Origin of the sequence: Undibacterium sp. Di27W, assembly GCF_049340345.1 — a bacterium.
Classification (GTDB): Bacteria; Pseudomonadota; Gammaproteobacteria; order Burkholderiales; family Burkholderiaceae_D; genus Undibacterium.
In genome coordinates this window covers 217,343-238,634 of sequence record NZ_JBMPOS010000009.1, presented here as the reverse complement: position 1 = coordinate 238,634, position 21,292 = coordinate 217,343, and the positions used below count along the sequence as shown (strand labels likewise).

At 51.8% G+C, this 21,292-nt stretch carries 17 protein-coding genes; 12 read left to right on the top strand and 5 right to left on the bottom strand.

Translation table 11 applies throughout. The features are described 5' to 3' along the window. The first annotated feature begins 82 nt into the window (after nt 1-82). Nucleotides 83-1,297: a hypothetical protein gene (locus ACO0LF_RS19165; protein ID WP_423016859.1), complete on the top strand. Its 1,215-nt coding sequence runs from the start codon at nt 83-85 to the stop codon at nt 1,295-1,297. Between the two features lie 586 nt (nt 1,298-1,883). Further along, entirely contained in the window at nt 1,884-3,203 is a 1,320-nt protein-coding gene (locus ACO0LF_RS19160) for an Ig-like domain-containing protein (RefSeq protein WP_423016857.1), read from the top strand. A gap of 387 nt (nt 3,204-3,590) precedes the next feature. Here ACO0LF_RS19160 and ACO0LF_RS19155 read toward each other — a convergent pair whose 3' ends face one another. Beyond that, complete coding sequence (locus ACO0LF_RS19155; RefSeq protein WP_423016855.1) at nt 3,591-3,866, bottom strand: hypothetical protein; 276 nt, start codon at nt 3,864-3,866, stop codon at nt 3,591-3,593. A gap of 358 nt (nt 3,867-4,224) precedes the next feature. On the opposite strand from ACO0LF_RS19155, the gene ACO0LF_RS19150 reads away from it, so the two are divergent. The 9 genes from ACO0LF_RS19150 to ACO0LF_RS19110 all read left to right on the top strand — a co-directional run bounded on the left by ACO0LF_RS19150 (nt 4,225) and on the right by ACO0LF_RS19110 (nt 13,322). Next, nucleotides 4,225-6,423, top strand: a complete 2,199-nt coding sequence (locus ACO0LF_RS19150) for a TonB-dependent hemoglobin/transferrin/lactoferrin family receptor (RefSeq protein ID WP_423016854.1) — start codon at nt 4,225-4,227, stop codon at nt 6,421-6,423. 12 nt (nt 6,424-6,435) lie between these two features. Then, nucleotides 6,436-7,548, top strand: coding sequence for a hemin-degrading factor (locus ACO0LF_RS19145; protein WP_423016852.1), 1,113 nt, complete (start codon nt 6,436-6,438; stop codon nt 7,546-7,548). Further along, a complete protein-coding gene (locus ACO0LF_RS19140; protein ID WP_423016850.1) occupies nt 7,536-8,471 on the top strand; it encodes a heme/hemin ABC transporter substrate-binding protein in 936 nt (311 codons plus the stop codon). Before ACO0LF_RS19145 ends, ACO0LF_RS19140 begins: the two co-directional genes overlap by 13 nt. Beyond that, entirely contained in the window at nt 8,468-9,553 is a 1,086-nt protein-coding gene (locus ACO0LF_RS19135; protein ID WP_423016848.1) for a FecCD family ABC transporter permease, read from the top strand. Before ACO0LF_RS19140 ends, ACO0LF_RS19135 begins: the two co-directional genes overlap by 4 nt. Before the next feature lie 23 nt (nt 9,554-9,576). After that, the gene (locus tag ACO0LF_RS19130) at nt 9,577-10,392 is read left to right on the top strand and encodes an ATP-binding cassette domain-containing protein (RefSeq protein ID WP_423016846.1); all 816 of its coding nucleotides are present in this window, start codon (nt 9,577-9,579) and stop codon (nt 10,390-10,392) included. A 28-nt stretch (nt 10,393-10,420) separates the two neighbouring features. Next, entirely contained in the window at nt 10,421-10,804 is a 384-nt protein-coding gene (locus ACO0LF_RS19125) for a VOC family protein (RefSeq protein ID WP_423016844.1), read from the top strand. Next, nucleotides 10,797-11,645, top strand: a complete 849-nt coding sequence (locus tag ACO0LF_RS19120; protein ID WP_423016842.1) for a ChaN family lipoprotein — start codon at nt 10,797-10,799, stop codon at nt 11,643-11,645. The genes ACO0LF_RS19125 and ACO0LF_RS19120 overlap by 8 nt, the downstream gene beginning before the upstream one ends. A 55-nt stretch (nt 11,646-11,700) precedes the next feature. Next, nucleotides 11,701-11,973: a hypothetical protein gene (locus ACO0LF_RS19115; RefSeq protein WP_423002487.1), complete on the top strand. Its 273-nt coding sequence runs from the start codon at nt 11,701-11,703 to the stop codon at nt 11,971-11,973. A 125-nt stretch (nt 11,974-12,098) separates the two neighbouring features. Further along, on the top strand, nt 12,099-13,322 hold the full coding sequence (locus ACO0LF_RS19110; protein ID WP_423016840.1) for a DUF2325 domain-containing protein: 1,224 nt from the start codon (nt 12,099-12,101) through the stop codon (nt 13,320-13,322). 143 nt (nt 13,323-13,465) lie between these two features. Here the strand turns inward: ACO0LF_RS19110 and ACO0LF_RS19105 are convergent, their stop codons facing one another. Both ACO0LF_RS19105 and ACO0LF_RS19100 read right to left on the bottom strand, forming a co-directional pair. After that, complete coding sequence (locus ACO0LF_RS19105; RefSeq protein ID WP_423016838.1) at nt 13,466-14,491, bottom strand: DUF5694 domain-containing protein; 1,026 nt, start codon at nt 14,489-14,491, stop codon at nt 13,466-13,468. A gap of 213 nt (nt 14,492-14,704) precedes the next feature. Then, the gene (locus tag ACO0LF_RS19100; RefSeq protein WP_423016969.1) at nt 14,705-15,628 is read right to left on the bottom strand and encodes a LysR substrate-binding domain-containing protein; all 924 of its coding nucleotides are present in this window, start codon (nt 15,626-15,628) and stop codon (nt 14,705-14,707) included. A 223-nt stretch (nt 15,629-15,851) separates the two neighbouring features. Here ACO0LF_RS19100 and metE point away from each other — a divergent pair, with 223 nt between their 5' ends. Continuing rightward, nucleotides 15,852-18,152: a 5-methyltetrahydropteroyltriglutamate--homocysteine S-methyltransferase gene (gene metE / locus ACO0LF_RS19095; protein ID WP_423016836.1), complete on the top strand. Its 2,301-nt coding sequence runs from the start codon at nt 15,852-15,854 to the stop codon at nt 18,150-18,152. Between the two features lie 464 nt (nt 18,153-18,616). Here the strand turns inward: metE and ACO0LF_RS19090 are convergent, their stop codons facing one another. Together ACO0LF_RS19090 and ACO0LF_RS19085 are read right to left on the bottom strand one after the other, a co-directional pair. Beyond that, on the bottom strand, nt 18,617-20,236 hold the full coding sequence (locus ACO0LF_RS19090; RefSeq protein WP_423016834.1) for a hypothetical protein: 1,620 nt from the start codon (nt 20,234-20,236) through the stop codon (nt 18,617-18,619). 542 nt (nt 20,237-20,778) lie between these two features. After that, entirely contained in the window at nt 20,779-21,261 is a 483-nt protein-coding gene (locus ACO0LF_RS19085) for a hypothetical protein (RefSeq protein ID WP_423016832.1), read from the bottom strand. Nucleotides 21,262-21,292 lie beyond the last annotated feature (31 nt).

Sequence of the window (21,292 nt, the reverse complement as noted above, 5' to 3'; positions counted from 1 at the left end):
AAAGCATTGCATAATCGCTACCGCGCGATGACCAGGGCGTGAAAAAATGCTGAGAAAAAATCAAGCAACATACGGAGACATCATGAATAAAAAAATCACCAACATCCTGTTAGTCAGTTTATTCGGAACGATAATAGTTGGATGTGGCGGCGGCAGTAGCAACACTGCTGGCACCGTCAGCATTGCGCCAGATACCAGCAGTCAAAACCAAATCAGTGCCGGTCTTGTTCCGGTAATTTTGCCTGGGCCAGTGCCTGCTGACTCCCCCAAGCCGCCCAGCGGTGCCGCCTACGCCATGTCATTGGCAATCCCACCACGCCATCAGTGGAATGCCAATTATGGTTATTGTGGTGAAGTCGCCTTCATCAGTGCCGGCTTGTATTACGGCCAGTATGTATCGCAATACACCGCACGCGCTGTCGCCACGCCAGGCGTGAATCAAAACGACGTCAGCAGCCAACTACTCGTTGCTGTCAATGATTTGACGGCAGCAGCCAATATGCATCTGAATGCCGTTGAATGGAATGGTCAGGCCAATACCGTCACCACCAACCAGTACCTGGCATGGATCAAGGGCTACGTCCTGGCAGGCTATCCGGTGATCATGGGTGTCTATGTGAATTGGTATGAACCAGGCGGCAGTTTATCGGCTGGTTTTTCCAGCTACGATCATATCGTGCCCGTCAATGGCATCGCCTCCAACCACCCCCTGGTACCGGGCTTGAACCAGACTTATTATGCCGACGATATTTTGCAGCTCAGCGACAATAGCGGTACCAACAATGTCAACTACCCCAATCAGACCAGTGCTCCACCGGTAGCCTCTGCTTATTTGTTCCAATATGGCTTCGACAAGTTCCAGATGACACGCACCCAGGCAAACACCGCAACTGCACCACCATACTCACTTGCCTTGCATAGCAACAGCAGCACTCAAAATGCCGCCGTCGCAATCACCGGTGTCATCGACCTGAATCACGAAACCGTACCAGTACGCCTGGCCACCGACTTGAATTACGAAAACCCGGCAATGAGCAAAGGATCAAACACTGCTCCAGCCGCCGCCCCATTGAGCTTGACCGCAACCGTCTACGGCTTGACTGCCGGTGTTAAATACAATGTATATCAATACAATACGCTGACAGCTATCCCCAATTCTGCCTTCAACGCCAATGCTTCTGCTGCTTACCAAAGCTACACTTTCACCGCTACAAATTCCAGCTACGTACTTCCCGAAATAAAAATCATGTCAAATCAAGTCGCAGCATTCCGCGCCGTGCCAGCATCGGCACATTGAAAAATTGATCCAGCACGCATAGATAAGATGACGCTTCGTTACGCGTCATCGTCAGCATGCTCATTGGTCTGCCGCCTAGTTGTAAAAATCGGTGCGTTGTAACGCACCGATTTTTACAACCAGCAGAAACAGAAATGTTAATTTTTTGAAGCTCCTGATGTATCCAAGCAGACTTCAATAGTAGTGCCAACAAATGGACAAAAAAAGAAAATGAGAATTTTGTTGGTACTATTGGAGCGACGTTGGTGAAGCTCAGTTTCTACACTGAACAGGCAAAGTGATTAGTAGATGCTGAACTGTGTTTACGCATCGGTTTCCCAAGAGAAGTCTTCAGTAAAAAAGTGCGCTGCGGATGTGATTTTTTGTTCAAAAAAAAGTCAAGTCGGACATGCGGAAATACTCGGTGAATAATGACATATTTCATCTTGCCGTTACAGAATTATGGTCGAATTTTTCAAGATGACAGCATACAAAAATCACAAAAAACTACCTTGCATCACCCGAGTTTGAATGTCATCATATCAATGCTTTATTTGCAATACCCTTATATGCGAATAGAGTTTGACTTTCTCTACAAGGAGTTTTTGTGATATTCAAAAAAAATGTGTATGCAGTCGGTACTGCTTTGTTGTTATCCATGTCAGGCGCTTTCGCAACTGGCACGCTCATCCCCTCTTCCAATCGTGTTGATATGTCACACGATGCAGCTCGCAATATCATTTACATTACCGATGCCAACCAGGTGCTGCGTTATAACCTTACCAGTGGCAGTTTCTTGTCACCTATCGTACTAGGGCCTGTAACTAGTGGTGGCAGCAAGGCTCAACTGAAAGGGATAGACCTGTCGCCCGACGGCAATACCCTGGTAGTCGCAGATCAGACTAGCGATAGCAGTTCACAATGGGTATATCTGATCAATTTGAACAGTAATCTGACCGGGCCTCAGGCAATCAGCAAGGTCTCCATGCAAAAAGAATTCATGGAGGATGGCATGTGGTCTGTAGCGTATGCCGGTGATGGCAGCATTTTTGCATCATCACAGTTTGCCGGATCTGGCACGGTTCCTCTGCGCCGCCTTGATCCCGCCACATTCAACTGGAGCAAGCTTGGTACGTCTTACCCAGAAAATATCTTTAACCAGAACACCATGTTGTCAGCCAGTGGCAATGGCGCAGTGGTTGCATTTGCAGAATCAAACAGCTCAGCTGGTCCCTGGGGACTATATGACGTTTCCAACAATAATTTGAAACGCTTCAATAACTACCAGACCGGCACTTCTGCCTATAACTATGAAATTGCCACTAACAGCAATGGCACGCAATTTGCCGTTCCCACCTACTTTGGCACACAGATTTTCGGTGCCAACTATGCAAAGCAAGGTGTCATAGGCCAATATGCAGGCCCACAACCTATTGGTGTTGCCTATCACCCTGTTGAAAACCTGATTTATTTCCCGTGGGCTGAAACGCGTGAAGTCAAAGTATACGATTCCAATACCCTGCAGCAGGTGGCAAGCTATAATTTTGAAGACAACTTCATCTCCAATGGCAATAACGCCTACAAACAGGGACGTACCAAGTTATCACGGGATGGTTCTATCCTGATGGTGACAGTGACCGGTGGCGTACGTTTTGTACAGCAGTATGCCAGCTTGCGTGCCAATACAGTCACGGCCACCAATACTGGTGCGCCAATGACATTCGACTTGCAAGCTTCTGTCGGCAATAAGGGCAAGCTAACGTATACACTTGCCACCAACCCAGCACATGGCACGGCCAGTGTTTCTGGTAGCGCAGTAAGCTATATACCGACACCAGGATACAAAGGCAGCGACAACTTTATCTATACCGCCAGCTATGGCAATGCAACAGTCAAAGCCAAAGTGGTCATCAAGGCAACGCCCTAATAAATCCAGCCAGGCCTGGCGAGCCCAGTCACTTTTTTTGAATAACTGGGTTTGCCGCTGAACAGCTCCCAAGGCCATCATCGCCCGCCTGCCATCACAGGCGGGCGATGTCGCATTTAAATCGCCACAGCATCACAATCTTTTTGCCAGCGCTCCCAGATACTGGATAATTTATTGAGCGAGTTTACGACTTGGTATAACTTGATCAGGCCGCATCAGCATTTGCACTGGTATACGCCTGCTGAGGTCTGGGCAGGGATGAATCCCTAAACCACGACACCTAAATCTGTACATCAGTTTGCGGCTTGGGATGGTTTTTTGCAGGGATATTATTTACGGCGCCAGTAAATTCTGGCTGAACCCAAATGTGTATGTTAAGTGGGCGGTTTACTCTAGCGACAAAATTTTCCCATCGAGTTTCAAGTCAAGCAAAAATTCCACCTCCGCCAAATCATCGCAGTGAGCTTTGATCTTGATGTTCTTTTCATTCACGACTTCGACTTCATCAACTGGAATAGTCATATCAAGCCCGGGACTAAGGGGCACACTTATGTTCGTCCCTGCGACTACCTCACCTTTTCTTATCTGACATTGCAAGGCAAACAGAATCTGTTCGTCAGTATTCCCGACGAAAACACGTTCAACATATATTTCGGTAAGCATTCTCGTTCTCCTCAAAGGCGACGGCCAGCAATCTGGCATTGCGCTTCCAACCATACCAGACATGAGGCCTGTTAAATATTACCAAAAAAATATTTTTTCGCGTTCTCAAGCTGCTTTTACGTATCGCTACAACTCCAAATTCTTATAAAAGAAAATCTCAATTGCACTTGCGACTGAGAATGATTCTCATTTATAATAAACCCGATTAAAATACATTAGTCGTAAAAACTCCCCTTTTTACGATGCTCCCAGCCTCAAGCACGGTGCGTTGTCCGTGTGGGCTATGGAGTTGACCATGATACGCACAAGCCAGTCGCCGCTAGCCAGTGTTCAATTTTTCTAATTATTAGGAAACACGATGCTAAGCAAGACGCAAATCGCCCTGGCGCTGGGTATGGCATGGGGCATGGCTCCGGCAACTACTTTTGCACAAACTCCCGGCCCGGTCCCACCAACAGAAGCAACTACCCTCAAAGATATTACTGTCACCTCTACGCGTACCGCCAGGACAGTCGATAGTGTGCCCAATACCGTCACCGTCATCCCAGCAGCCAGGATAGAGCAAGAAGGTGGGCGCGATATCAAGGACCTGTTCCGCAATGAGCTCGATATCAGCGTGCGTGCTGCACCTACCCGCTTTACAGCGGCTGGCAGTTCCACGGGTCGCGCGGGTAATGAGGGTATCAATATTCGCGGTCTGGAAGGTAACCAGGTCTTGATGCTGGTGGATGGTACGCGTGTACCAGGTAGTTTTTCGTTTGGCGCATTTGCGACAGGCCGTGGTGACTTCCTTGAACTTGATGGCATCAAGGCAGTAGAGATTTTACGTGGTCCTACCTCCACACAGTTTGGTAGCGATGGTCTGGCGGGTGCAGTCAGCTTCCGCACGCTGGATCCGTCTGATCTGCTCAAAAAAGGCCAGTCTTTTGGCGGCTTCGTGCGCTCTGGCTATTCTACGGTGGACCGCTCATGGCGCAATACTGCTGCCATCGCTGGCGACAATGGCAGTTGGCAAGGTTTGCTGCTGGTCAGCGACCGCCGTGGCCATGAAACAGAAAACCGTGCAGACAATGATGCAAAAAACGTCAACCGCACCAAACCAAATCCAGTTGATTTCAATGCCCAATACCTGCTGGGCAAAGCAATCTTCAAAATCGATGGCAACCAGCAAATTGAAGCCAGCGTAGAAGCGCAAAAACGCAAGCAGGATACTGAAGTCTATTCTGCCCGCGCCATCCCGCCATTGACAGCCACCAGTACACTGGACCTCGATGCCAGTGACAAGGTAGAACGCAATAAACTCAGCCTGGCCCACCGCTATAAAAACCTGAATTCCAGCTGGTTGCACAATGCCGAGACACGCCTGTACTGGCAAGATGCCAAGGTCAGCCAATTCTCTGCAGAAGACAGGAATACCGCCGCTGACCGCACCCGCGACAATCACTACAACACCAAGATCATCGGCTTGTCCAACATCATGGAAAGCAATTTCTCCGGTGCGGTTGAACAAAAACTCAGCTATGGCTTTGACTGGAACCGTACTGAAGTCACAGGCCTGCGCGATGGCACGGTAGCGCCATTTGGCGAAACCTTCCCGGCCAAGCCTTTCCCGGATACGACTTACACAGTTACAGGTGCCTTCATCCAGGATGAAATCGAAGCCGGCAAGCTGAGCATCATCCCCAGCCTGCGTTATGACCATTACAAACTTGCTCCATCCAGTGCAGGTTACACGGGCGGCGCAGTCGCCACCTTGTCTGACAGTGCAGTCACGCCACGCCTGGGCCTGGTATGGCAACTCGACACTGCCTTTGCACCTTATGCACAATTCGCCAAGGGCTTCCGCGCGCCTACTCCTGACCAGGTCAACAATGGCTTTACCAATCTGGCATCTGGCTACACCAGCATAGGCAATTCACAACTGAAGGCAGAACGTGCCGACAGCTTTGAGATTGGCTTCCGTGGCAAGGTCCAGGGTTTGCGCTACTCCTTCTCCGCATTTGACAATAGCTACAAAGACTTCATCAGCCAGCAAGTAGTACGCGGCACAGGCACTGCAGTTGACCCGCTGGTATTCCAGTACATCAACCTGGCCAAGGCACAGATCCGTGGCGCAGAAGCACGTGCAGAATTGCAAATCGACAGCAACTGGCAAGCCACTGCCGGTGTCTCTTACACCAAGGGCGACAGCGAAGTTGCTGGTGTAAAAACGCCACTCGACACCATCAACCCGATGAAATTCCTGGCAGGCGTACGCTATGACACAGCAGCCTGGGGCGCACGTGCGCAACTTCAGCATCAGCAAGGCAAACAGCTGGACAGGATAGCCCCTGCAGCCACGCCACAATTTGCGCCAGGTTCTTATAACGTGGTTGACCTCGGTGTGTACTGGAAGCCCATGCAAAACCTGACAGTCAATGCCAACCTCAACAATGTATTGAATACCAAATACTGGGCCTGGTCTGATGTACGCGGCCTGGCCGACAACACCACCGTCAAAGATGCTTACACCGCCCCTGGCCGGAATGCCCAGGTATCAGTTCGTTACGACTTTTAAGAAGGAATCGTCATGCCAGCCCAACATTTAAACCCGCAGCAAAATGCTAAAGTACGTGCAGAATTCGCCAGCATGCGCCGCGAGAAAAAAGCCAGACATCGTGACATCGCAGAAACCCTGGAGATCAGTGAAGGCGAGCTGATCGCCGCCCACGCAGGCACAGCAGCCATAGAAAGCAACTGCCTGCTGCGTGCCACCTGCCTGCGCGCAGAGTGGCCAGAAATCATCGCCGCCGTAGAAAGCCTGGGCGAAGTCATGGCCCTTACCCGCAATCCCTCTTGCGTCCATGAAAAAACTGGTAGTTATAGCAAAATCAGCCACAACCACCATGTCGGCCTGGTGCTGGCAGGTGAAATCGATTTGCGAATTTTTTATCAGCAATGGGCGTTTGGCTTTGCCGTTACAGAGCAAACAGGAAGTGCTGAAGAACGTAGCGAGCAAAAAAGCCTGCAATTCTATGATGCTACCGGCACGGCCATCCACAAGATCTTCATCAAGCCACAAAGCAATGTAGAAGCATATGAAACCCTGGTCGCCAGCTTTGCTGCAGTCGAGCAGCAAACCGGCATACAAACAAAAGACGCCGCAGAAAAACTGCTGGAACTGGCTGACAAGGACATCGATGTCACCGGCTTCCGTCAGGCCTGGGCATCACTGCGTGATACTCATGAGTTCTTTGGCCTCATGAAAAAATTTGCCGTGACACGCACCCAGGCATTGCGTGTGGCTGATGCCCAGTTTGTCCAGCAAATTGATGTCAGCAGCTGCCAGGACCTGTTGCAGGCCGCCGCTGCCGAAGCCGTGCCTATCATGGTATTTACCGGCAACGTAGGCATGATACAAATCCACTCCGGCCCGGTCAGCAAGATTGCCAAAATGGGACCATGGGTGAATGTGCTCGACCCACGCTTCAACCTGCATCTTCGTGAAGACCATATCGCCAGTGCATGGATCGTCAAAAAACCAACCACGGATGGCCTCGTCACTTCACTGGAATTGTTTGACGCTGACGGCGAAACCATCGCCATGTTCTTTGGTGAACGCAAACCCGGCAAGCCAGAACTCTGCGAATGGCGCGCATTGATCGACAACCTCTTGTCAGAAAGCCAGACATGCGCAGCCTGAGTCCACAAACCCAGCACAATCGCCTGCGCAGGCAGGCTTTGATGCAACTGGCGGGTTTGGCTGGCTTAGCTGGCTCCAGCTTGCTGCCATCCTTTGCACTAGCCGCAACCGGCAAAGGCAAACAGCGCATCATCAGTGTAGGCGGCGCAATCACCGAGATCATCTTCGCCCTTAATGCCAGCAATGACCTGGTCGCCGTCGATACCACCTCCAACTTCCCTGAGAGCGTGCAAAAACTGCCTAACGTCGGTTATGCCCGCGCCCTGTCAGCAGAAGGTGTACTGGCCCTGGCGCCAACGCAAATCATCGCCAGCGAAGATGCAGGTCCACCTGCCGTGATACGCCAGCTGACTTCCTCCGGCATCCCGCTGGCGGTCTTGCCTGCGCATCACAAGTTTGAAGGCGTGCTCGACCGCATCAAGCAGATTGGTGAACTGACTGGCACACAAGCCCAGGCAGCTACCTTAATGCAAAGCCTGCAGCAGGAATGGACCAAAGTCCGTACACCGATAGAGCAGCGCAAGGGCAAAGGCCCAAAAGCCGTATTCATCCTCGCTCATGCACCTAACCAGATCATGGTAGCGGGTCGTGAAACCGCTGCCCATGCCGTGCTTGAATATGCAGGTGCCAGCAATGCGCTGACTGCAGGCAGTGGTGGCAATGGTTTCAATGGCTACAAGCCCTTGACACCAGAAGCCATGATCGCAGCCCAACCCGACATCATCCTCGTGACTGACCAGGGCCTGAAAGCCTCAGGCGGCATAGAGTCTGTGTTGAAATTGCCGGGTGTGGAACAAACACCGGCAGGCCGCAAGCGCCGCATACTGTCACAAGAAGCCATGCTCATGCTGGGCTTTGGGCCGCGTCTGCCATCGGCAATCAGCCAGCTTGACAGCGCCATCACCCGGGCCATGCAGGCATGAAAGCCTCGGTAGCCGTGTCTGGTGAATTGCAACAAGGTTTGCAAGCAAAGCTTTTGCAAGGCGGCAGGCCTGGCCTGCTGCTGGTGCTGGGTATCGCCTTGATTGCCGCTTTACTGCTGAGTGTGCAATTCGGTGCTGTGCCTGTCAAATTGCAAGACTGGCTGACCCTGCTAGACTTCAGCGACGACCAGACGCTGACAGGCAGCAGCTATGTCTTGTGGAATATCCGCCTGCCACGGGCCCTGTTTGCCGTGCTGGTTGGTGCAGCACTCGGCATGTCAGGTGCGTTGACACAAGGCCTGTTCCGCAATCCGCTGGCAGATCCCAATTTGCTGGGCATTACTGCAGGTGCGGCTGCGGCTGCGGGTTTGAGTATCGTTGTCCTGTCAGGCATGCACTTGCCTATCCCCATGTCCTGGCGTATGTGGATTTTGCCGGTCACTGCGTTCAGCGGTGCCTTGCTGGTTTGTTTTGCACTTGATCGTGTGGCGCGCTGGATTTCACCCGGCTCTATCGTTGGCCTGCTGCTGACAGGTATTGCTTTGAATGCCCTGGGTGCCGCCGTACTGGGTCTGTGCACTTACCTGGCAACGGACGAGCAATTACGCAACCTGAGTTTCTGGACCCTGGGTTCCCTGGCAGGTGCCAGCTGGCTGGCTGCTGGCTTGTTACTGGCATTGCTGTTGCCAGCCTGGTGGTGGGTCAGACGCATGATCAGCGCCATGAATGCACTGGCGCTGGGCGAAGCTGCGGCTGCCCATGTCGGCATTGATGTACGCCGTTTGCGCACCCAGGTCATTGTGCTGGTCGCGGTACTGACCGGGTTTGCGGTAGCCTGGTGCGGCATGATAGGCTTCATCAGCCTGGTTGCCCCGCATCTGGTGCGCACCATGGGTGGGCCAGATCAAAGACAGGTGATACCACGCTCCATGCTCATGGGTGGCTTGCTCTTACTGGTGGCCGACACCGTGGCACGCTGCATCGCTATCCCGGCTGAAGTGCCTGTGGGTATTTTCACGGCCCTGCTGGGCAGCCCTTTCTTCCTGATCCTGCTGCGTAATGCACGTGGTCGCTTAGCCTGAATCGCCTGTATGAGAATCGCATCATGTTAATGAAGACCACCACACAACAGGGTTTGCTCCAGCTTGACGCCGTCTGCGCCAGGCTGGGCAAGAAAGACTTTGGGCCTTTTAACCTGAGCATAGCCAAGGCAGAAAAAGTCGCAATCCTCGGCCCCAGCGGCGCAGGCAAATCCACGCTACTGAAACTGCTGTCCCGCGAATTGAAATCCACAAGCGGCGACATCATTTTCGAGTCACGCCCGCTGGCAAGCTGGTCCTTGATGGAACTCAGCCGCCTGCGCGCCGTCCTGCCGCAAAACAGTGACGTGGCCTTTGGCCTGGAGACTGATCTGGTCATCAGCCTGGGTCGTGTCAGCCGTGCCCATGACCCTGAACTGTCCAGCATCGTCAGGCAAGCAGCGGCCATGGCCCATGCAGCCCATTTGCTGGGTCGCCGCTTTGACAGCCTCTCTGGCGGCGAACAGGCACGCATACAACTGGCACGCATCTTTGCCCAGCTGTGGGACCAGCGCGATGGCCTGATACTCGTCGACGAACCACTGGCAGCACTCGACCCCGGCCTGCAATTTGACCTGCTCGCCAGCCTCGAAGAATATGCGACAGAACGTCAGCATGCCATCGTCGCTATCCTGCATGACATCAACCATGCCATGCAGGCATTCGGGCGTCTGCTGTTGGTCAAGAATGGCCAGCTCGTCGCTGATATCGCCAGCAACCGCGCAGCAGTACCAGCGCTGGAAGACTTATACAATATTGCCCTGACCTGCATGCACAATGAAGAAGGTGATTTGCTGGTCACCCCCTTGCGCGCTTCATCCCGCGCCAGGAAAAGCGCATAGCAAACAATATTGCCGAATGAGAGAGATCATGCAAAAACCAAAGATGCAGGAAATCAAGGCCTTTGTGCCTGCTAAAAATTTTGAAACTTCCCTGGCCTTTTATCAGGACCTGGGATTTGAAGTCGTCTTCAGTGAAGATGGCATTGCCCATCTCAAATATGCGCAATGCAGTTTCATGCTGCAAGAGTTCTATGTCGCTGATCACGCCAATAATTTCATGATGCATATTCTGGTCGATGATGTCAGTATCTGGCACGAATTTATCGTCTCATCCGGCATTGCAGAAAAATACCAGGTGCGCCTGACTTCTATTGTGGAGCAGCCTTATGGCATGCGCGACTTCACGTTAACGGACCCGAGCGGCGTCCTGTGGTTCATAGGCCAGAATATGGATACTTGCGACAATGCGTAAATCAAACCTGTTCATCGCTGTGATCACCGCAAGCCTGTTATCAGCATGCGCGACCCAGGCTGAAAAGCCAGTCAGCGGCAGCAAGATATTGTTATTGGGTGAAGTCCATGACAATCCAGATGGGCATGCCCAACGCTATGCTGACCTGCAAAAACTGGTCATCGCAGGCTGGCGCCCGGCCATCGCCATGGAACAGTTCGACCGCGAAAACCAGGCCGAACTCACTCAGGCACAGGCAACTTGCACGGATGCAGACTGCATCATCAGCAAGCTCGGCAATAAGCGCTGGGAATGGCCGCATTATCGCCCCGTCATCCAGCTCGCCATCGATTACAAACTACCGCTGCTGGCTGCCAATCTGTCCCGCAGCGATGCTGCCCGCGTCATGCGTGAAGGCTATGCTGCCGTACTCGACAAGAACACCATCACCAGCTACAAGCTCGACCAGCCTTTACCGAGCGTGGTAGTCGATGGCCAGCGTGCTGCCATGGAAAGCGGCCATTGCGGCAAGATGCCAGACAATATCGTCCCCAGCATGGTCAGGGCCCAAGTCGCGCGTGATGTCGTGATGGCCAAAATCGTCACTGAAAACGCCGACCGCGGTGTCGTCCTGCTGGCTGGCAATGGTCACGTCAGGCGTGACCTCGGTGTGCCGGTATGGCTGCCTGCCAGCCAGCAAGCCAGGCTGCAAATCCATGGATATATTGAAACAGATGATAGCAAATCAGGAGGTGCATCTATTGCGTCAACTGCATCCATCTATGACGTCAGCCACGTCGTCAAGACGCATACCCGTCCCGATCCATGCCTGAGTATTCAAGCACCTAAAAGTACAAATTAGAACACAACTTAGAATCCAACATAGAACCCAACTTAAGCCTAGCGCAGAGGAACACATGAAACATCAGTCATCAGCCAACGCTTGCCAGCACCTCGGCCTGGCTACAAGTAAAGTCGGCGAAGTCATGATCTGCCCTGAATGCGGGGTAGTCCACCTGTCTTTGAACCATGTGTCGCTGCGCTTTGATGTCGAGGCTTTCCGCGTCCTTGCCTATATGCTGGCAGAAGCGCAGCTGAACATAGAAAGCTATGATGCGCGCCTGCCCAAAACCCCGGAAGCGCCTCACGTCACCGGCTTTGAAATAGCCCCGGGTAAAAAAATGCACTAACCCGATTTATGCAAAATCCTTGCAGCATGGCGACAATGAGCGTTCATCAGCGCACGGTTCGCGACGAAATGTCTGCAATATCATTTGGGCTGTTTTGCATAAGTCCTCACTAACAGGAGTACCGTATGTGTGAACATGACAAACATAGTATTGCATTAACACCAGAAGCCACACCGGCAGGTTCACGCCGTCGCCGCATCTGGGATTTGACGCATGAATGCCATTGCCCCGTCGTCGGCGTTTGCATACCACTGACGACTTTGCGACGCATCGTCAACAAAGCCATGAATGGCCAGGCCATAGCCGAAGACTATGAAATCCATGTCGGCGCGATTGCTGAGTGTGGCCGTCGCAACCGTCTGTCAGAAGCCATACAGCAAGAGCTGGAACAACGCTATGCCCGCACCATACAGGAATTCCGCGCAGCAAAAACAGTAGAAGCCGTCACCCGCCTGTGGCTGGCAGCCATCGACAAAGGCGATGTGGCAGGTGCTTTCTGGGCCGCACTGACACACCCGCGTTGCGACGCCGATTTGCAAGATGGCTTATGCCGCGACATGCACATGCTGCAGCACCAGGCCGGTGCCAGCGTGCGCATCGATATCGCACGCTTCAATGCCCTGGTTGAACAAAACAAATTACTGACTCGCGAACTAGGCCGCGTGCAGGAAAGACATAACCGCGCCCTGGCTGAAAAAACCCGCGAAATAGAAAAACAAAATACCCAGCTAATACAACTGCGCGCAGAAAGTATAGGCAAGGACAGCAGCATCCATTTCCTCAGTTGCGACATCGCCGCGTTAAAAGCAGAAATCCCCGAGCTGGAAACCCGCCAGCGCCTGCTCAAGAAAATCGAGCAAATGGCTGAACGCCAGACCGAAACAGAAAACCAGGTGCGCGAACTAAAACAAAAACTCGCAGAAGCCAGCAAAGCTGCCGCCGACATACAGGAACAGGTAGCCGAGCAAAGCAGGCAACAGCCAGAAGAAAAAGTCTATCCCATCACCCTGCACCTGAAGCAAAAAACTGTGTTGTGCGTAGGTGGCCGCAGCGGCAATGTCCCCACCTACCGCGACCTCATAGAACGTATAGGCGGCCGCTTCGCCCATCATGATGGTGGCCTTGAAGACAACCAGAGCCTGCTCGACGCCAGCCTGGCCGCCGCCGACCTCGTCATCTGCCAGACCGGCTGCATCAGCCACACCGCCTACTGGCGCGTCAAAGATTTCTGCAAACGCACAGGCAAACGCTGCGTCTTCGTCGAAAACCCAAGCGTCTCCTCACTGGCACGCGGGCTGGAAAAATTCTCGGAAGATGAGGCAGTAAATACAGAAATGGCCAGTCGATAAAACCAGCGCAATCACCCCGTAGGAGCGGCTTCAGCCGCGAATAGCAAATGCAGCAATGCCCGCATCATGCGCGGTCTATGCAGCAAAGCATTCGCGGCTAAAGCCGCTCCTACAAAAAGCCAGCACTTGCTACTATGAGCACCTCACTTCAGGACATCCGCCACATTCACGATATCCACCCCCTGCATTTGGCCCAGCCAGCTATCAAACCAGGGTTTGTGGGATAGTCCAACCACAGTCAGCACACGTGCGCCCGGGCGCTCGCGGAAGGTTTCTCGAATATTAGCGACCATGCGCATATTGCGTATCTCCCAGCCAGCCACCCAGATCTGCGGATAGCCTTCTGGCGATTTGGCACGCATGGCAGCGGCGACATTGGCCTCAGCATAAATCCGCAGGCTTTCTGGTTCGCTGATATAGCGGTACAAAGGCAAAAGGTCGGTGGCCAGCATCAATTCCTCTTCCCGCTTCTTACGCAGTTTCTGGTCTTGATTACCTGCCGCCCAGGCAGATTCAATGGAGCGTACAAAAGCTTTGATATCCGCCACATCAATACGGTCACCAGTATGGTTATCGACGGCATGAACGCGCTGCAAACCCAGGCGTGCTGCCAGTTGCGCAGCGATCAGGTAGTTTTCATTGTTGCGTTTTCCAGCCTGCATGAGCTTTTCTACCAGCACATCATTCAAACCATCGCCCGCATGGCGCTCCATTTCTGGCAGCTGCAGCCATTGCACATAGGCCGATGCCGTGTCATACGAAGCCAAGAACAAGGCTGCGAGACGACGGCGCTGCGCTGGCTTTACCTGCATTGTCTGCTTTGGCCAGGCTTTCAACAACTTGTCCGCTTCAGCCATGGCGGCAGGTGCATCCAGGCCCGTCGCCAGCCTGGCAGCTTCGACCGATGCGCAGTAATCAGCGCCATATCTGGCAACATGGCGGGCGGCCATATCACATTCTTCACCAGACTCGGTTTCTATCGTAATGATCTCTGGTTTGAATTTCGCCAGCTTATCGAGCACACCATCCAGCGATGCAGGCTTGAAGCTGGCTGGCATGCTGTTCAAGTGCACCGTCCCCAGCACCAGCACCTGAGCACGAGGCCCGGCCATATCACGATCCAGCTTCGTCAGATCAAGCTGCGCCTGTGCCAGGACTGGCACTGCCATACCTGCAAATACAATCCGTTTTACCCATAGCCCCATGTCATACCTCCGGTCGAATAAATCCTGAGAATGTAGGGGATGGCAGATGCTTGAACAAGAAGAAATGGACAAAATGCAGTTATCGCTGCATGGAATGCAAAAACGGCAGAATAAAATGGCGCACGAAATACATTCATACCATACGAACATGAGAACTATTACTCAATCGCAGTACACTCAAATCAACTCTATACTCTGCAAATTCAAATAACTACTCTCCCGTATCGTCGTCACAAAATCACTGAGATAAGCCTTACTAGACAAATCCGGCAGGCAAGCCGCATACAGCCTGCCAGTCAAGCCATCCGCTGTAATGCGCTTGGGCAGCACATAGTCACGATTCACATAATTTTGCGCAGCCCACACCGGCAAGGTGGCGATGCCGCGCTTGCTGGCCACCAGTTGCAGCATGGCGACTGTCAACTCGGTGGTGCGTCTGACAGTATCCACACCGGCTGGCTTCAAGACCTGGCGCACCACGTCCAGCATTTCATCCGGCACGGGATAGGTAATCAGGGTATCAGTCGCAAAGTCTTGCGCCACCAGATAATCACGCGACGCCAGTGCATGGTCTTTGGCGATCAAGGCAATGATCTCGAAACGGAACAGGGGGTGATAAGCCACGCTTTCATCCGCATCCATTTCCGACACGATGGCGACATCCGCCTTGTGGCTATACAGCAGCCCTACAGGGTCAGCCTGGAAGCCGGACACGATATCCAGCTCCACCTCTGGCCAGCGCTGGCGGAATACATCCATGGCTGGCATGAGCCAGTCAAAGCAGGTATGGCATTCGACCGCGATACGCAATTGCCCCGCCACGCCCTGGGCCAGGCGCGCCAAGTCGCGCTCGCAATTGGCGACTTGCGGCAAGATGCTGTCGGCCAGTTGCAGCAGACGCTCACCCGCAGGCGTAAAGCGTATGGGCGTGGTCTTGCGCTCAAATAGCGGCATGCCGTGATGCTCTTCCAGCAACTTGATCTGGTGCGACAGGGCGGACTGGGTGAGATTCAGCAAGACCGCAGCCCGCAATAAATTGCCGGATTCACGCAGGGCATGCAGGGTTTTCAGGTGGCGTAGCTCTAGTATGGATTGCATGATCTCTGAGCCTTGTCGGCTCCATTATGAATAAAATTCAAGATGATTCTTAAAATATGTCGTTTGAATCATAGTCAATTCTAACCCATCATGCTACTACCCATAGGACTTTTGCAAAATTGTCCCAGCAAGGCGTCAGCGACGAAGACAGTACTTTAGTACGGCTAGGAGCTGCAACGTAGCTGGGGCGGTTTTGCATAAGTCCTCCCACGATAGGAGAAATGAAATGACAACAGCACACACCCTGGGCTTCCCTCGCATAGGCGCCCAAAGAGAATTAAAATTCGCGCAAGAATCCTTCTGGCGCGGCAACATCACAGAAGCCACCCTGCGTGAAACCGGCAGCGACTTGCGCGCCCGCCACTGGGGTTTGCAAAAGCAGGCTGGCCTCGACTTTGTCAGCGTCGGCGACTTTGCCTGGTATGACCAGGTCTTGAACACCCTGGCCCTGCTGGGTGCCCTGCCCACACGTTTTGGCTTTGATGCCAGGCAACTGAGCCTGGCAGATTACTACGTCGCCGCCCGTGGCAACCCTCAGCATTTTGCAATGGAAATGACCAAATGGTTTGATACCAACTACCATTACCTCGTCCCAGAATGGACAGCAGATACCAGCTTTGATGGCGGCACAGACTGGCTGTTTGAAGAACTGGCACAAGCCCAGTCCCTGGGCCACAAAGCCAAAGCTACCCTGGTTGGCCCTTTGACTTTGCTCTACCTCGGTAAAATCAAGAGCGGTCTGACGATCAAGCTGGATCTGCTGCCCAAGATCATCCCCGCTTACCAGCGCCTGCTGGCACGCCTGCAAGAGCAAGGTGTGGACTGGGTACAGATAGATGAGCCCATCCTGGCACTGGACCTCGACAATGCCTGGCTGGATGCCTTTGTGCTGGCCTACAATGCCCTGGCACAAAACACGCCAAAAATCTTGCTGTCGACTTATTTTGAATCCGTACAGGAACGTGCCGCCCTGCTGCATGCCCTGCCTGTCGCTGGCGTCCACCTGGACCTGGTACGCGCACCACAGCAATTGCCTGCCCTGCTGGCCAACTGGCCACAAGGCCGCGTAATGTCCGCCGGTGTCATCGATGGCCGCAATATCTGGCGCGCCGACCTGACAACCTTGCTGGCCGACTTGCAAGCTGCCCATGCACAATTGGGCGACAACTTATGGCTGGCAGCAAGCTGCTCCTTACTGCATGTGCCGGTAGACCTGGCAGCAGAAACCGCACTCGATGCAGAAACCCTGAGCTGGCTGGCCTTTGCCACCCAAAAACTCGATGAAATCGTCGCCCTGAAACAAGTCCTGAATGGCAATGGGAACAGCGTCGCCGAGCAATTCAAAGCCGCCGACCAGGCCGTCGCCAGCCGCCGCACATCCGTACGCATCCATAACCCCATCGTACAAAAACGCCTGGCTGCGGTTACAGAACAGGATGTCACTCGCCACCAGGCTTTTGCAGGCCGCATCAGCGAACAGCAAAAGCGTTTTTCCCTGCCGCTGTTCCCGACCACCAGCATAGGTTCCTTCCCGCAAACCAAAACCATACGCCAGGCGCGCGCCGCCTATAAGCGTGGCGACTTGTCGCATCTCGAATACCTCGAAGCCATGCGCGCAGAAATCCGCCTGGTCGTTGAGCAACAAGAAAAGCTCGACATCGACGTACTGGTGCATGGCGAACCAGAACGCAATGACATGGTCGAATATTTCGGTGAACAACTCTGGGGCTATGGCTTCACCCTGAATGGCTGGGTACAAAGCTATGGCTCACGCTGTGTCAAACCACCCTTCATCTATGGCGATGTCTACAGACCAGAAGCCATGACAGTCAGCTGGAGCGAATACGCCCAAAGCCTGACTGCCAAAACCATGAAAGGCATGCTGACCGGCCCCGTCACCATGCTGCAATGGTCCTTCGTGCGCGATGACCAGCCACGCTCCACCACCGCCCTGCAAATCGCCCTGGCCCTGCGTGATGAAGTTGCCGATCTTGAAAAAGCCGGCATAGGTATGATACAGATAGACGAACCCGCCTTCCGTGAAGGCCTGCCGCTGAAGCAGCAAGACTGGTCTGCCTACCTCGACTGGGCAGTGCGCGCCTTCAAACTGAGTTCTGCCATCGTCAGGGACGATACGCAAATTCATACCCACATGTGCTATTCAGAATTCAACGACATCCTGCCCTGGATCGCCGCCATGGATGCCGACGTCATCACCATAGAAACCTCACGCTCGGACATGGAATTGCTGGACGGCTTTGGCGAATTCGCCTACCCGAATGACATAGGCCCAGGCGTCTACGACATCCATTCACCACGCGTACCCAAGGTCACGGAAATGCAAAGGCTACTGCAAAAAGCCCGCAGCGTCCTCCCAGACGCCCGCCTCTGGGTCAACCCTGACTGCGGCCTTAAAACCCGCGACTGGCCAGAGACCATAGCAGCGCTGGAAAACATGGTGCAGGCAGCCAAGTTGTTAAGAGCGACTGTGGCAGCGGATGATGAAGAGCATCAGGATTGTTGCTAATAGCTTTTGATTAAGCCGATTTGAATTGGTGCAAAAGGCACATGCTCATTGTATTGTGGGCATGTGCCTTTTGTCTTTGCGCTTTATCCTTGCTTCTTGCAATATGAGCCTATGGATCTTGAATGCTGGTTTCTAGCAGAAAAGCTGGAAACAAGCCTTCTGAAAAATTCTCCAAGTACAATTGCAATACCATATTTGATTTTTTAGTACACGCACCTAGCTAAGCAAGCTCAAATCAAAATTACACTTCATTCACGTCATTCCAGCATGTTTTTAGCTAGAATCCACCGGGCTGGCGCTCCAGCGACGTTCGTAGTGTACCGTGGCATAAATAAATTAGGAAAAGTGCTTTTATAAACTAGATTTTTAAATGCATACATGAGTCAATGGTAGTCTGAGATAACCCAGCTAAGCCGCATAGCTGGCCAGCTGCAAAAATGCCTGATTGCAGGCCAATCAAAAAGTCAGATTTTTGCAAGCCTCACTACCTGTCCATTAGTGTGCGTCGCCTTTAATTCATACACTTGTCCTTTTTCATTCCTCAGAAACTCAAAACTGAATTCAAGACGACGGCAAAAGAACTTATCTTCTGCCTCGGCATACAGGGTATCTTTTACATCACCTTCAGGCTGTGCTCCAAGATTTTTTCCTGATACAGAAACTTCCATCAATCCCCCAGGTTCTCCTGAACCAGACAGAAAGCGATATTTCCCGGCATATTCTTCCAGCATCGCCTGCGGCAAGTCTTTGTTCACGATGCTTCTTGGAAAAAGCAGATCGCGGCTGATGCGCGGCATAGTCAATGAACGACCAGAGCAATTGACTACCAAAGAGACGACCTCTCCCTTATCGTTCTTATCGAACCTGACATCATTACAGCCGGGGTGTTTTTCATCGTTTACAAAAAATTTATCGCCAGACAAGGCAATCACTGGCAACCAGTTTTGATCCCCATCTGCCTCGACTAAAGTCTCGCCGTCCACTTTAATGAAAGCCTTGAAAAAACTGCCCCCCTGATAAGTACCTGTATATTTGTTGAGTTCAGCAACAGGGAGAGTTATCTTTTGCCCCACCATTGGCGCTTCTTTTTTTTCAGCAAAACCAGGGCTGACGAACTGTACTTTTTTAAGCCAGTCCAGGGTGGTGCGCCCTAACGCTATGCGACTGTTTGAAAAATCATGATCCGTCTCCAGCGTCTTTTCTGTCAGTCTTGATTGTTTCCCATAAAGCTCTTGCAAGGACACGCGCTCTTTGACATGTGCCAGGCGGCCATTACCCTGCTTTGCCCAAACCAGCGTGACATCCTTGCCCGCCAGGCCAGCCGCATAGTTTGCAGGATTCCAGCTATCGTTAAATTGTGTCTGTACCTCATTGACAATTTTTTTGCCATTGGCAGCGGGTATGGGCAGAGTAGTAAAACCACTCTCCCAATTTGCTTTTTGTTCTGGTGAAAAAGCTGGGAAAATCCTGAGATCCAATCCATCCAACTGCAATACACCACGAATATGTTTGTCGGTAGCAGCCAGACGCAAGACGATAGGGCCGCCAAGACTATAGCCAAGCAAAACAATATTATTGGGGTCGACATGCATATTCTGTGACACAGAATAAGAGCGCAAGAAGGCAAGGGCTGCCTGTAAATCCTGGTAAGAATTTTCCAAAGAAAATTCGCCTTTCATTCCCCAGGCACCGCGATAATTGAAAATCATCGCATTGTATCCAGCCCGCTGTGCCAGCAAGGCGATATCTGCACTGGAGGTCATGTCAGGATACCCGCGCGCAATCAATATTGTAGGGTGAGCCCCCTTACCTTGCGCAGAAAAAATTTTCCCATAAAGTTCAACGCCCTGGCTATCAAAAGTGACTTCGTTGACAAGCGGTGGAAATTTACTGTCGATGATCACGGGGTCCTGTGTAAAAGGATCATATTGCGCTACGCCATTCGCTGCAAACGCTGTGGCTGCGACGGTGGAGACAGCTGCAGCAAGCAGGAATTGAGTGAATAAGCCTGCCATTTTCTTTGATATGGATACCAGCCTGGTATCTGTAAAACTGAGCTTGCCCGTTTCTATCGTTTTCAACATGAATGCCTTCATTTTTGTGAAATTTTTTCGATGGAATGCTCTCAATACATGGCATATAACAAAACACTCACTACGCCAGGATAGTTGACAGCCATAAAATGCAGTCAATTACCTATCAGCCTGACCTGGGCATCAATCAGGGAAAATAGCATAATTGCATTATTATATAAGCATTATTTGCATCAGGGCAAGCGCCTCCAACGCCAAAAGCACACTGGAATGACGTAACTCCTATTACTGCTACTTGGCAACTATTAAGCTAGGAAACGCTAATTAAAGCCAATATCTACACGGCAATTAGCAAGCTATTCAATCAGATATTTCTTGCTACCTTCCTGTAGGAGCGGCTTCAGCCGCGAACATCCACAATTTCTTATAATGAGCATCATCGGGTACCGCTGAATCTTCGAAATTAATTTCAATTCCGACTGTGTTACTCCAAACGGCATGCGTATCTTTGAATTCGTCATACCAGTGAACATATTTTGATCCATGCAAACAGAAAAACTGTAAATGGCAGTTTTGAACTTTCGAATTATTGACTACTTCTGCACAGCCTTGTCTTCAAGCGAATAATATTTATCTTTGTTGTCGTAGATGCGAACAACATCTTTCAAGGTAGCTGACCACATACCAAAATGTCCCATATCATTCTGGTCGAAGATTGCTTCTATCGTCGCCACCTTGCCGTTGAATTTATAAAGCACCTTCATTTTCTTATCGATTCGTTTTCTGTCATCATCTGTTTCATACGGCCCCGAATCGACATTAAGCCAAAGGCAATCCTTGCTGGAATGTCTGACTTTCGTCAAGCACATGGACATATTTTCCCGACCAACAGTCACATAACCTGTAACTAAAACAAGTTTGCCATCGTAGCGTTCAGGTGTAGCAATCAAATTAATTAAAGACAAGTGTTGAAACCGATTTCCTAAATCAGCTTCAGCCCCATTGGCAAAAAGACTGATTCCAGAAAACAGACAGGCAACCAGGAGGTATTGGAATTGATTGTGAGATTTTTTCATTTTATATATTCTGATAAATGGTCTTACAAAG

Excerpts from the sequence above, each read along its gene's own strand:
- ACO0LF_RS19165 (WP_423016859.1), top strand. The coding sequence starts at position 83 with ATGAATAAAAAAATCACCAACATCCTGTTAGTCAGTTTATTCGGAACG.
- ACO0LF_RS19155 (WP_423016855.1), bottom strand. The coding sequence starts at position 3,866 with ATGCTTACCGAAATATATGTTGAACGTGTTTTCGTCGGGAATACTGAC.
- ACO0LF_RS19150 (WP_423016854.1), top strand. The coding sequence starts at position 4,225 with ATGCTAAGCAAGACGCAAATCGCCCTGGCGCTGGGTATGGCATGGGGC.
- ACO0LF_RS19145 (WP_423016852.1), top strand. The coding sequence starts at position 6,436 with ATGCCAGCCCAACATTTAAACCCGCAGCAAAATGCTAAAGTACGTGCA.
- ACO0LF_RS19140 (WP_423016850.1), top strand. The coding sequence starts at position 7,536 with ATGCGCAGCCTGAGTCCACAAACCCAGCACAATCGCCTGCGCAGGCAG.
- ACO0LF_RS19135 (WP_423016848.1), top strand. The coding sequence starts at position 8,468 with ATGAAAGCCTCGGTAGCCGTGTCTGGTGAATTGCAACAAGGTTTGCAA.
- ACO0LF_RS19130 (WP_423016846.1), top strand. The coding sequence starts at position 9,577 with ATGTTAATGAAGACCACCACACAACAGGGTTTGCTCCAGCTTGACGCC.
- ACO0LF_RS19125 (WP_423016844.1), top strand. The coding sequence starts at position 10,421 with ATGCAAAAACCAAAGATGCAGGAAATCAAGGCCTTTGTGCCTGCTAAA.
- ACO0LF_RS19120 (WP_423016842.1), top strand. The coding sequence starts at position 10,797 with ATGCGTAAATCAAACCTGTTCATCGCTGTGATCACCGCAAGCCTGTTA.
- ACO0LF_RS19115 (WP_423002487.1), top strand. The coding sequence starts at position 11,701 with ATGAAACATCAGTCATCAGCCAACGCTTGCCAGCACCTCGGCCTGGCT.
- ACO0LF_RS19110 (WP_423016840.1), top strand. The coding sequence starts at position 12,099 with ATGTGTGAACATGACAAACATAGTATTGCATTAACACCAGAAGCCACA.
- ACO0LF_RS19105 (WP_423016838.1), bottom strand. The coding sequence starts at position 14,491 with ATGGCAGTGCCAGTCCTGGCACAGGCGCAGCTTGATCTGACGAAGCTG.
- metE (WP_423016836.1), top strand. The coding sequence starts at position 15,852 with ATGACAACAGCACACACCCTGGGCTTCCCTCGCATAGGCGCCCAAAGA.
- ACO0LF_RS19090 (WP_423016834.1), bottom strand. The coding sequence starts at position 20,236 with ATGTTGAAAACGATAGAAACGGGCAAGCTCAGTTTTACAGATACCAGG.
- ACO0LF_RS19085 (WP_423016832.1), bottom strand. The coding sequence starts at position 21,261 with ATGAAAAAATCTCACAATCAATTCCAATACCTCCTGGTTGCCTGTCTG.